Below are 11060 nucleotides of genomic sequence, written 5' to 3'. Positions count from 1 at the left end.
CATGTCGTCTCTTGCCTGGATCGATTTCGATGAAGCCGAGCGGCAGCGCGCGCAGCGCATCATGGCGCTCTTTCAGGAGCGCGAGACCCGCGACGAGCTGGGGCTGGGGGCGATCCGGGATTCCATCGCCGATCACCTCTTTCCGGGCACGAGCACGATCCAGACGCGCCTGCGATACATGCTGTTCATTCCCTGGCTCTATCGGGCGCTGGAAAAGCGCGAAGTCCCCGAAGCGCAGCTCCGCACCGAGGCGCGCGACACCGAAATCCGGCTTGCCGACGCCCTGAAAGCCGGCGGTGAGTCCAACGGCATCATCGGCCGGGATGCAGGACCACGGCTCCAGCGGTTGCCGAGTTCCGTCTATTGGGCTGGCCTGGGCGCGTGGGGCATCCGGGTCTTTCCGGGCTCGCTCGACAGTCTGTTCGTCGCGTTGCGGGGCCGTGGCCGGTCTCGCGGCGCATCCAGCGGCGAAGACGCTCTGGCCGACACCCAGACGCCCGCCGTCTGGAATCCGGCCTTGCCCCAGATGCCCGGCGATCTACTTGAGAGCGCCGTCTTCCGCCTGACCACCGACGAGGCGCAATTCCTCATCGACCGCCTGATCGCCAGCCAGCCCACCGCACTGCTCACGATGCTGGCGCGCGAAGGCATCGACGCGGACTGCGACTATATTTGGACACATCCTCATCTGTCGGCGTTTCCATCCGCCGCGCGCCGCCTCGTCCAGCATGGGGAAGTCTTCTCCCATGTGATGCACGGCGCCGCGCTGCTCTATAACCTCGCGCTCAGCGAGCTGCGCCAGCGCGACGACTGGATCGAGGACTATCGCGCTAGGCTTAAAGCCTGGCGCGACGAACTCGATACCGGCGCCGTCCGCGCGTGGTCGCTCGATGATTTCTGGAATGTCGTGGAACACCCGGCGCACGCCGTCCGACCGGCCGCCAAGCGGTTCGTGAGCGAGTGGCGCGATCTGGTTCTGGCCGGGACGGAGCAGGTAATCTCGGCGCCCGCCGCGCGGCGGCTTGTCGAGGAGCGCGAACGTCGGCTCAAGATCAGCCAGTCCCGCTACGCCAATCACGCTGTCCGCGACCGCTGGACCGGCGCATCGGGCGCCGACCGCCTCAGCTTCCGCTGGGCGCAGGCCAAATCCCACCTGCGGGATCTCGCCCATGCTGAATAGGCGCAGCCTCGATCCCGAACAACGAACGCTCTACGGCGCCAATCTTCAGCCGCCGGCGGGCTATGTCTTCGACGCGGCCGTCGCCACGACCTTCTCGCTCGACTTCGAGACCGCGCTCGCCGTGCCGGTCAGTCTGGCGCTCTTCGCCGCCGAGAACCGCGACGACATTCTCTCTCATCCTCTGGCGCTGCTCGAGGGTGCCGAGCGCATCGCCGGCCGCCTCGTCGTCTTCACCGACGCCGGCCATATCCAGGCGAGCGCCCGGCCGCATTCCCGCCTTTGCTCGCTGCTCGAACGCATCATCGTCGAGGTCGCCGCCCCTCAAGGCGGGGCTTTCCATCCCAAGATGTGGGCGCTGCGCTTCACGCCATTGCGGCCCGAAGACCCCGCCCGCCTGCGTCTGCTCGTTCTCTCCAGAAACCTGACGCGCGATCGCTCATGGGACATCGCCGCCACCCTCGACGGCGTGATCACCAAGCAGCCCAAAGCCGTCAATCGCCCGGTCGCCGACTTCCTTCGCCAGCTCCCCGACCTCGCGACCGTCGGCGTTCCCGACGGAACGAAGACGCTTGTCGATGACCTGGCCGAAGACATGCGCCGCGCCGAATGGAGCCTGCCCGAACCGTTCCAGAGCGTCTCCTTCGCCGTTAACGGCCTCGGCGGAAAGCCATGGCGCCCGGAACCCTGCGTTCGGCTGGGCGTGGTGTCGCCCTTCTGCGACGATCAAACCTTGTCGATGCTCGCCGGCCTGGCCAGCGCCGAAAAGCCCATCTTCATCGGGCGATCCGACGAACTCGCCCAGGTGCCCGGCGCCACGCTCGATGGCTTTGCCCGCGTGGCCGTGCTCGAGGAAATGGCGGCCACGGAAGATGGCGAGGAGGAGGACGCAGCGGCCCTACAAGGGCTCCATGCCAAGGCGTTCATCGCCGAACGCGGCTGGGACACCGCGATCACGGTCGGCTCGGGAAACGCCACGCGGCCGGCGCTGCTGACCGGCAGCAATGTCGAGATATTCACCACCCTGACCGGGAAGCGATCACGGGTCGGCAGCGTCGAGGAAATCCTCGGCGACAAGGGGTTTGGCCGGCTGACGCGGCCGTTCGTCCGCGACGAGACGGGAGCCGCCGATGCCGCGCAACGAGCCGCCGAGGCTCGTTTGGATCGGGCACGGCGCGAGATTTGCCGCAGCGGCCTCACGCTCCGTTGCGAGCGCGGCGAGCACGCCGCCGATGGCGCGCCGGTCTGGCGGGTCTGGCTGATCCCGTCCAAACCGCTGCCCCTTACCGGGCTCGGTGCGCTGCGAGTTTGGCCGATCACGCGGGGCGAAGGACATGCGCGCGATCTGCTGGAGCCGCTCCGGCAGGGACAGCCCGCCGACCTTGGCGCAATGCCCTTGGTCGACCTTACCCGGTTCCTCGCCTGTCACCTGACGGACGAGACGGAAGACGTCTCGATCCTGTTCAGCACCGGGCTCATGATGGAGGGGCTGCCCGCAGAGCGCCACGCCGCCATCCTGCGCTGGGTGATCGACAGCAAGGACGCCTTCTTCCGCTATCTCCGCCTGCTCCTCTCCGAATTAGGCGATCCCTTCGCCGCCGCCCTCGCGGCGCAGGACGGGTCAGGTCAGGGCGCTTGGCGCGCGGCAAGCGACGACGCGCCCATCCTCGAGGAGATGGTTCGGGCCTTCTGCCGGGGCGGAGACCAGCTTCGCGCCATCGAACGGCTGATCGCACGCTTGGAAACCGGCGACGGTGACGATACCGATCCGATTCCGGCCGAGTTCCGCGCACTCTGGAATACATTCCGAATTGCGCTCGCCACGCAGGATGCCGCGCATGCCGAATGAACGGTTTCGCGCCGACGCGGCGCTCGCTCCCCTCAAGGTCTTTCAGCGGCGCACCGTCGACTACGTCTTCGATCGGCTCTACGGCCAGGACGATCCTGTCCGCCAGTTCCTGGTCGCCGACGAAGTCGGCCTCGGCAAGACGATGGTGGCGCGCGGGGTCATCGCCCGCATGATCGAACACCTGTGGGACAGCACCAAGCGGATCGACATCCTCTACATCTGCTCGAACCAGGCGATCGCCGCCCAGAACCTCAACCGGCTGAACGTCCTCGGGCGGCGCGAGCTGGCCCTGCCGACCCGCATGACGCTCGTTCCCCTGCAACTGCGCGACCAGGCGGGCCTCGACGCCAACAGGGTGAACTTCATCAGCCTGACGCCGGGCACGACCTTCGATCTGCGCTCCGCGACGGGCGTGACGCAGGAGCGCGCCTTGCTGTTCCATCTCCTGCGCGACCTCGTTACGCGCCCGCGCGGCCTGCACAATCTGTTGCAGGTCACGGCCGGCGTCGAGGGTTGGAGCCGCGCCGTGGACAACCTCACCCTCGAAGGCGTCGACAAGCGCATCATCGAGCGTTTCCGCCGCGACGTGCAGGCGGATCGCGACATCTTCGAGGAACTCGAACGGATTTGCGAACTCTTCCCGCGCCGCCGGGACACCTATCCCGCAGAAATGACACAGCCCCGCAACAGCCTGGTCGCCCGGCTCCGCGCCAAGCTGTCCCACGCCTGCGTGGATGCGCTGCAACCCGACCTCATCGTCATGGACGAGTTCCAGCGGTTTCGGGATCTGCTGCATGGCGACAGCGACGCGGCGATCCTCGCGCGCGAACTGTTCGACTACTCGGGAGGCGACGGGCATGCCGCCCGCACCTTGCTGCTCTCCGCCACACCCTACCGAATGCTCACGCTCGCCGGCGACGAGCCCGACGAAGGCGACCACTATCAGGACTTCCTTGAGACCCTGAGTTTCCTCTATGGCCGGGAAAAGGGGCCGGAGGTGGCAGCCACGCTGGCACGTGAAATGCGCGCCTTCCGCGGCCTCTTGCATGCCCTGCCACAGTCACATGCCTCAGCGGTCGAGACCCGCCAGACCATCGAACGGCGCCTGCGCCGTGTGATCGCCCGAACCGAGCGGGTCGCATCCACGGTCGAGCGCGACTCCATGATGAGCGAGCCTCCCATCACGGTCTCGATCGCGCCCGCCGACCTCGCGCAGGCATCCGCCGTTTCTCAGGTGGCGCGCACGCTCGATGCGCCGGAAATCATCGAATACTGGAAGTCTTCGCCCTATCTGCTCAATTTTATGCGCCACTACAGCCTGAAGCGGCTGCTGGAAGACCAGATCGACGCGCCTTCGGCCGTGCTCCGCACCGCAATCCAGGCGGCTCGACCGGCCATGCTCGATCACGACGCCATCGACACCTATGCGCCGCTTGACCCGGCTAACGGTCGCATGCGCGCGATCATGGACGACATCTTCGGCCAGCATCTGGAACAGAACCTCTGGATACCCGCCGCCATGCCCTATTACGGCGAGGCGCGAGCCGGGGCGCCGCTGACCAAGGCGCTGATATTTTCGTCCTGGTCCATGGTGCCCGACGCGGTCGCAGCCCTGCTGTCCTACGAAGCGGAACGGCGCATGGGCGTCGGCGAATCCGGCCGGCGTTATTTCGAGCAGCATCGCCTGCGTCCCTTGCAGTTCCGGCAGGATCACGGCCGGCTCGCGGGTCTGCGCGCGCTGCTGTTGATCTATCCCTCGCCGGCGCTGGCCGAGCTGGCCGATCCGCTGGCGGTGTTCAGCGAAACGGGGACCGCCTTGTCGCTGGAGGAAATGCGCTCCGCTGTGGGCGACCGCCTCAAGCCCGCCCTCGGTGCTTTGAAGGAAGGCGCGGTGTCGCATCAGGACGCGCACAGCGCCGAGTGGGCCGCCCCAGCCGTGATCGATGACCTGCTGGGCGCGCGATCCCGCGCCTGGCTGGAAGCGACCCACGGCATGCGCGCCCTGGCGAGCGAAGACGCCTTCCACGATCATATCACCGAACTGGCGGCAGCGGTGAAGACGCACGACATCGGCGCTTTGTCCGACGATCTTTCGGACCTGCTGGTTGACGTCGCGCTCGGCAGTCCGGCCGTCTGCGCGCTTCGCGCCCTCAAGCGGATCGCGCCCGAGCTGGCGTGGGATGACCCACGCTTGCTCAGCGCCGCCGCTGAAGTCGCCTGGTCGTTCCGGGCGCTGTTCAATCAGCATGACGCGGTCGCCTTGCTGAGACGGGATACCGACGATCACTACTGGCGCCGCGTGCTGGCCTATTGCGCCCAGCACAACCTACAGGCCGTCCTGGACGAATACGCACATTACCTCGTCGATGCCGAAGGTCTCGGCGCCTACCCAGCCTACGACCGCGCAATCGGTGTCGCTCGCGCCATGGCCCAGGCCCTCGCTATCCGCCCGTCGCAGATCGACGTCGATGACGTGCAAGTCGATGGAGAGTCCCTCGCCATCAGCAAGTTCCAGATGCGCGGACGCTTCGCGATGCGGCTCGCCGACTACAAGGACGAAGACGGCGCCGTCGCGCGGCTCGGAGGCGTGCGTGACGCCTTCAACTCACCGTTCCGGCCGTTCGTTCTCGCCACCACGTCAGTCGGCCAGGAAGGGCTGGACTTCCATCCCTATTGCTATCGCGTCTATCACTGGAACTTGCCGGGCAACCCGGTGGACCTCGAGCAGCGCGAAGGCCGCGTCCACCGCTTCAAGGGCCATGCCGTGCGCCTCAATCTGGCCGAACGCCAGGCCGCGGTCGTCAGGGGCCGTGGGCAGGCTCCTGACGATCCGTGGAAGCTGATGTTCGAGCACGCGCGATCCGAGGCGGCGGTCGACACCGATCTCATCCCCTATTGGATCTACGAAGGTTCCGTGCGCGTCGAACGGCGCGTGCCGATGCTGCCGTTCAGTCGGGAAGTCACGCGACTCGCCTGGCTCAAACGCAGCCTCACGGTCTATCGACTGGCCTTCGGTCAACCGCGGCAGGACGATCTGCTCGACTACCTGCAAACCCTGGCCGGCGACGGCATGGACTCCAACCTGCTTACAGACCTGCAAATTCGGCTTGAGCCAGAGGTGTTCGACAGGTCAGCGTGATGACCTCACCGCGCCTGGCTCCAAATGCCCTTTGCGAGCGGGAAGACCACTCCGCATCCCCGCCTATTTATATCCCCCACCATCCGCCTTCCCTACGCCTGACGATTGATACTTCCCTGGCCACTTCCGCGCGCTCATGTTCGGTCGTGCAGGAGCGTGCGCCATCGAGGCTCGGCCAGCGTGTCGGTGCCTCTGAATGACCAACGCATTGCGAAATGCGTCTCGCGCTCGACCATCAACGATTATCAGCGGCAGGTCTCCTGCCGAAGGAGGGCGTATGTCAGAGACCACATTCCTCACGCCGGAAGAGGTGGCCGAACGCTATCGTGGCAGCGTTTCGGTCGGCACCCTTCGGAACTGGCGTGCGATGAAGATCGGGCCGTCGTTCGTAAAAATCGGCAAAGCGGTCCTCTACCGGGTCGATGAGCTTGAGGCGTGGGACGACAGGAACCGTGTGCAGTGCCGCCCCCCGAAACGAATTGAACAAAGCGCCATGGATCGTGCTTGATCGCTCAGCACAAATGGCGGGCGCGCCGGTCGACGCTCCCGACGCGCCCGCCCGCCTTCAGTTCATGCGAGGCGAACCGCCCCCATGCGGCTGGACCATATGACGGCCAGCCTGGTGGGCCTCATGCGGGTTCGCCGCCATTCCCACCGCCATGCTTGATCCGCCCCACGCTGCGGCTTCTCCCATGGTCCCCGCGCTTATCGGGTCCGGGTCCCCATATCTGACTCAGGCGCTCGGCGTTTCCGCGATCGGGCCGAGCGTGTCGATCTCGGCGATCTTCTGAAACTCGCTGAGATAGTCCTGCTGATGGGTCGCCAACCAACGGACCACCCGATTGTTCGCAAGGAGCTTGGCGACGTATCCACGCGCAACGGTCAAATGCAGATTGTCGATGCCGTAGGTTTCCTCGACCGACTTGACCTGCGTCTGGAGCGCTGCCAGTTCCCGCTCCATCCGGGCGATCTGTTGACCCGAGGGCGTCGGCTTGCCGCCGCCCTTTCCCCTCTTGGTGGCGGCAAGCTGGTTTTCGGATGTCGCCGCGCGCAACGCGCGGGCAAACATGACCGTGAAATTGTTCTGGCCGATCATCAGATCGGCGGCTTCGATCTGCCGCACGGCCGTCATCTGGCGCAGAATGTCGAACACCTTCATCGAGCAAGGCGTGTCTTTCAGCATCTCGGCCGCCTCGGGGCTGATCCCTTCCAGCAGCCGGAAACGTCGCAGCACTGACTCGACCTGGAGGTTCAGGGCCGCGGCGATGTCGGCAGATGACACGCCTCGATCCATCGCGCGCGCAATCATCCGGTGCTCCTGGATCGGCGGGATGCGGTTGACGCGCTTGTTGTAGGTATAGGTGTCGTCGTCAGAGGCGAGCAGGCACTCGACCTCAGCGATGCCGAGTTCCTTCAGCGCTTCCAGCCGCTCCTCGTCTTCGCCGAGAACCTCCACGTCCGGGGAATAGCCAATGTAGGTTTCAGCCAAGGGCACTTGACCTGCCCCCTTCCTGATCCCTCGGTTTGAGTGAGAGTCCGTCACCCTGAGGAGACGGACGTGAAGAAGAGCAGGTTCAACGAGGCGCAGATCATCGGCGTGCTGCGGGAGCAGGAGGCCGGGAGCCCGACGGCGGAGGTTTGCCGGCGGCATGGGATCAGCGAGCAGACCTTCTACCGGCGGAAGGCGAAGTACAGCGGCATGAACGTGTCGGATGCCCAGAAGCTGAAGACGCTGGAGGACGAGAATCGGCGACTGAAGAGGCTCTTGGCGGAGTCCATGCTCGACGTGTCGGCGCTGAAGGACCTGCTGGGAAAAAACTGATCGGGCCTGCAGCGCGCCGGGAGGCCGTGCTTCGCCTGATGGCGGAGCGCGGCTTCTCGCAGAGGCGCGCCTGCGGGCTGGTCCAGGTCGATCCGAAGACAGTGCGCCGCGTGGCCCAGCCAGGCGATGCGGAGGTACGCGCCCGGCTGCGGGGCCTGGCGGCGGAGCGACGCCGCTTCGGCTACCGGCGGCTCGGCATCCTGCTCGAGCGTGAAGGCGTCAGCATGAACAAGAAGAAGCTCTTCCGGCTGTACCGCGAGGAGGGCTTGGCGGTGCGAAGGCGGCGCGGCCGCAAGCGCGCCACCGGCACGCGGGCGCCCATGGCGCTGCCGGACGGGCCGAACCAGCGCTGGAGCCTGGACGTCGTGGCCGACACGCTGAGCTGGGGCCGGCGCTTCCGGATCCTGTGCATCGTCGACGACTTCACCCGCGAGGCGCTGGCGCTGGTGGTCGACACCTCGATCGGCGGCCATCGCATGGCCCGCGAGCTGGACGCCCTGATCGCCCGGCGCGGCCGGCCGGCGACCATCGTTAGCGACAACGGGACCGAGATGACCAGCCGGGCCATGCTGGAATGGACCAACCGCACCGGCGTCGACTGGCATTACATCGCGCCCGGCAAGCCGCAGCAGAACGGCTTCGTCGAGAGCTTCAACGGCAAGCTGCGCGACGAGTGCCTGAACGAGGAGGTCTTCGCCAACCTCGCCGAGGCCCGGGCTGTCATCGAGCGCTGGCGGCTCGACTACAACCACGTCAGGCCGCACTCGGCGCACGGCGGACTGACCCCGGAAGCCGTGCGTCTGAACCCCGCGGCCGGCCGGCTGCGCAACTTGATCAGCTCCACCGCCCGGCCGCTACCGCCGGCGCTGGAGATCAGCTACCAACCCCCTGGGCTCTCATAATGATCGAGGGACCGGCGGGGGGCAGGTCACACTCCTTCGCGTTTTAATTTCGATACTGCGGACGATTTCGGGTCGAAATCGCCGTTGATTTCGGATATCACTTGATACCTGGTTTTACTGAGAACGCGGAACCGCCGAAAAGGTTTCGCACGTCTCGCCCGTTGGTTGGAGAACGAACCCATGCCGCTTACGCGCAAGGACACGCAGCGCCAGACGCGGGACCGGCTGATCGCCGCCGCACATACCTCGATCATCGAGGAGGGGGTCGCCGCCATGTCGATCCGCAACATCTGCAGCGCGGCCGGCCATTCGCAGGGTGCCTTCTACTCGAACTTCGCCAGCAAGGACGATCTGCTGGTCGAGATCCTGCAGAGCCATATCCAGGATGAGGTCACACTGCTTCGCGACCTGGTCGCGCACTGCTCCGGCGATGATATCGAGGCAACGCTCCAGGTGCTGGCCGCCCGGCTCGCGAAGCTGGCCGGTGAAGCGCAATGGTCGCTCCTCTCGATCGAATTGCAGCTTCACGCGCGGCGCGATCCGGCTTTCGCCGAGCGGCACCGGGAGGGCAAGGCGGCCTGCTATCGGATGTTCGGTGAACTCGTTGCCGATCTAACGCAACGCTTCGCACTGCGTCCGGCCTTGCCGCCGATGCAGACGGGCATCGGTCTATACGCGCTCTGGATGGGACTGGCGGTCCAGGGCGATGTCGAAGGCGCCATGCCGCGCGACGAGATGCTCGTCGGCTTCTTCCGCGCCATGGCTGGACTGGGTTCGTCGCATGAGGAGCAGGCGTATTCGTGAGCGGGATCGTGTCAGATCGTCGACGCATCGGCTGCGATGAGCACGGACACCCGCTCGTCGGCGAGGTGGATGAGCATCGGCGCTTCCATATCCGCTTCCGCGCCCAGGACGCCGACATCGACGAACTCGGCCATGTCAACAATGCTGTCTGGGTGACCTGGATCCAGGATGCGTCGGTGGCGCACTGGCTGACGGCCGCGCGTCCGCAAGATCGCGACCGGTTCGTCGCGGTCGTGCTGCGCCATGAGGTCGACTATCGCGGCAATGTCCGGGCGGGAGACGCGGTCAGCGCGATCACCTGGGTCGTCGGAGTGCCGCGCGGTGCGCGCTATGCACGATGCGTCGAATTCCATGATGAAGACGGGCGGACGCTCGTCGCCTCGCTGACCCAGTGGGCCCTTGTCGATCGGGAAACCGGCAAGCTGGCCCGCGTCCCGGTGGAGGTGGCGGCTCCGTTTCTTGGTGACGATACCGCGCAGAAGGAGATTGAATGAGCGATATCAGGAAAGTGGCGGTTCTCGGCACGGGCGTCCTCGGGAGCCAGATAGCCTTCCAGACCGCCTATAGCGGCTTCGACGTTACCGCCTACGACACCAGCGAGGAGGCGCTTGAACAGGCAAGGCAGCGTTTTGCCATGCTCGTCGAGACCTATGGCAAGGAGGTGGCCGGTGCGGCCGACGGCAAGGCCGCCGAGTCCCTGCAGCGCATCACCCTGTCCGCCGATCTCGGTTCGGCCGTCGCGGACGCGGACCTCGTGATCGAAGCGGTTCCGGAGCTTCTCTCGATCAAGCAGGCGCTCTACGAGAAGCTCGCGGGGCTTGCGCCGGAAAGGGCGATCTTCGCTACCAATAGCTCGACCCTGTTGCCGAGCGACCTCAAGGCCTTCACCGGCCGCCCGGACCGGTTTCTGGCGTTGCACTTCGCCAACAGCATCTGGAAGTTCAACACCGCCGAGGTGATGGGCACCGACGACACCGATCCGGCCGTGTTCGATGCCCTGATCGCCTTCGCCTCGGCCATCGGCATGGTGCCGATCCCGGTGCGCAAGGAAAAGGCAGGCTATGTCCTCAATTCCCTGCTGGTGCCGTTCCTGAACGCGGCGGCCGATCTCGCCGCCGGCGGCTATGCCGAGCCGGAAGATGTCGACAAGGTCTGGCGGATCGCCACCGGCGCGCCGATGGGGCCGTTCCAGATCTACGACATCATCGGCTTGAACACCCCCTACAACATTCTGTCGCATGGCGATGAGCACGCCCAGTCGCTCGCGGCATGGCTGAAGGAAAACTACATCGACAAGGGCAGGCTCGGCATCGCCTCGGGCGAAGGCTTCTACAGCTACAAACCCTCCGCAGACTGATCCCAACAAG

The 11060-nt window shown here is 65.9% G+C and carries 9 protein-coding genes; 8 read left to right on the top strand and 1 reads right to left on the bottom strand.

Annotated elements, in window-relative coordinates; translation table 11 throughout:
* Nucleotide 1: 1 nt before the first annotated feature.
* The 4 genes from C0V82_RS22875 to C0V82_RS22860 all read left to right on the top strand — a co-directional run bounded on the left by C0V82_RS22875 (nt 2) and on the right by C0V82_RS22860 (nt 6673).
* Complete coding sequence (locus C0V82_RS22875; protein ID WP_102114739.1) at nt 2-1180, top strand: DUF6361 family protein; 1179 nt, start codon at nt 2-4, stop codon at nt 1178-1180.
* A complete protein-coding gene (locus C0V82_RS22870; RefSeq protein WP_102114738.1) occupies nt 1170-3026 on the top strand; it encodes a phospholipase D family protein in 1857 nt (618 codons plus the stop codon). The genes C0V82_RS22875 and C0V82_RS22870 overlap by 11 nt, the downstream gene beginning before the upstream one ends.
* A complete protein-coding gene (locus C0V82_RS22865; RefSeq protein ID WP_102115168.1) occupies nt 3016-6165 on the top strand; it encodes a helicase-related protein in 3150 nt (1049 codons plus the stop codon). The genes C0V82_RS22870 and C0V82_RS22865 overlap by 11 nt, the downstream gene beginning before the upstream one ends.
* Before the next feature lie 277 nt (nt 6166-6442).
* Nucleotides 6443-6673, top strand: a complete 231-nt coding sequence (locus C0V82_RS22860; RefSeq protein ID WP_039244277.1) for a helix-turn-helix transcriptional regulator — start codon at nt 6443-6445, stop codon at nt 6671-6673.
* A 225-nt stretch (nt 6674-6898) separates the two neighbouring features.
* On the opposite strand, the gene C0V82_RS22855 is transcribed toward C0V82_RS22860, so the two are convergent.
* A complete protein-coding gene (locus C0V82_RS22855) occupies nt 6899-7654 on the bottom strand; it encodes a plasmid partitioning protein RepB C-terminal domain-containing protein (protein WP_245924314.1) in 756 nt (251 codons plus the stop codon).
* Between the two features lie 69 nt (nt 7655-7723).
* Here C0V82_RS22855 and C0V82_RS22850 point away from each other — a divergent pair.
* From C0V82_RS22850 to C0V82_RS22835, 4 genes are all read left to right on the top strand, one after another.
* A protein-coding gene (locus C0V82_RS22850) for an IS3 family transposase (RefSeq protein ID WP_370466015.1) occupies nt 7724-8889 on the top strand; the annotation gives its coding sequence in 2 pieces (ribosomal slippage) (nt 7724-7982 and nt 7982-8889; 1167 coding nt in all).
* A gap of 180 nt (nt 8890-9069) precedes the next feature.
* Complete coding sequence (locus C0V82_RS22845) at nt 9070-9693, top strand: TetR/AcrR family transcriptional regulator (RefSeq protein WP_007407173.1); 624 nt, start codon at nt 9070-9072, stop codon at nt 9691-9693.
* Nucleotides 9694-9758: 65 nt separating this feature from the next.
* Nucleotides 9759-10187 carry an acyl-CoA thioesterase gene (locus C0V82_RS22840; RefSeq protein WP_102114736.1) on the top strand — a complete coding sequence of 143 codons (429 nt, stop codon included), beginning with the start codon at nt 9759-9761 and terminating at the stop codon, nt 10185-10187.
* Nucleotides 10184-11050, top strand: coding sequence for a 3-hydroxyacyl-CoA dehydrogenase (locus C0V82_RS22835; RefSeq protein WP_007407172.1), 867 nt, complete (start codon nt 10184-10186; stop codon nt 11048-11050). Before C0V82_RS22840 ends, C0V82_RS22835 begins: the two co-directional genes overlap by 4 nt.
* Nucleotides 11051-11060 lie beyond the last annotated feature (10 nt).

The organism is Niveispirillum cyanobacteriorum (genome assembly GCF_002868735.1).
Taxonomy (GTDB): Bacteria; Pseudomonadota; Alphaproteobacteria; order Azospirillales; family Azospirillaceae; genus Niveispirillum; species Niveispirillum cyanobacteriorum.
This window is presented reverse-complemented; position numbering and strand designations above follow the sequence as displayed.

Bases quoted from the DNA above. Each gene is read 5' to 3' on its own strand.
- C0V82_RS22875 (WP_102114739.1), top strand. From the start codon at position 2: ATGTCGTCTCTTGCCTGGATCGATTTCGATGAAGCCGAGCGGCAGCGC.
- C0V82_RS22870 (WP_102114738.1), top strand. From the start codon at position 1,170: ATGCTGAATAGGCGCAGCCTCGATCCCGAACAACGAACGCTCTACGGC.
- C0V82_RS22865 (WP_102115168.1), top strand. From the start codon at position 3,016: ATGCCGAATGAACGGTTTCGCGCCGACGCGGCGCTCGCTCCCCTCAAG.
- C0V82_RS22860 (WP_039244277.1), top strand. From the start codon at position 6,443: ATGTCAGAGACCACATTCCTCACGCCGGAAGAGGTGGCCGAACGCTAT.
- C0V82_RS22845 (WP_007407173.1), top strand. From the start codon at position 9,070: ATGCCGCTTACGCGCAAGGACACGCAGCGCCAGACGCGGGACCGGCTG.
- C0V82_RS22835 (WP_007407172.1), top strand. From the start codon at position 10,184: ATGAGCGATATCAGGAAAGTGGCGGTTCTCGGCACGGGCGTCCTCGGG.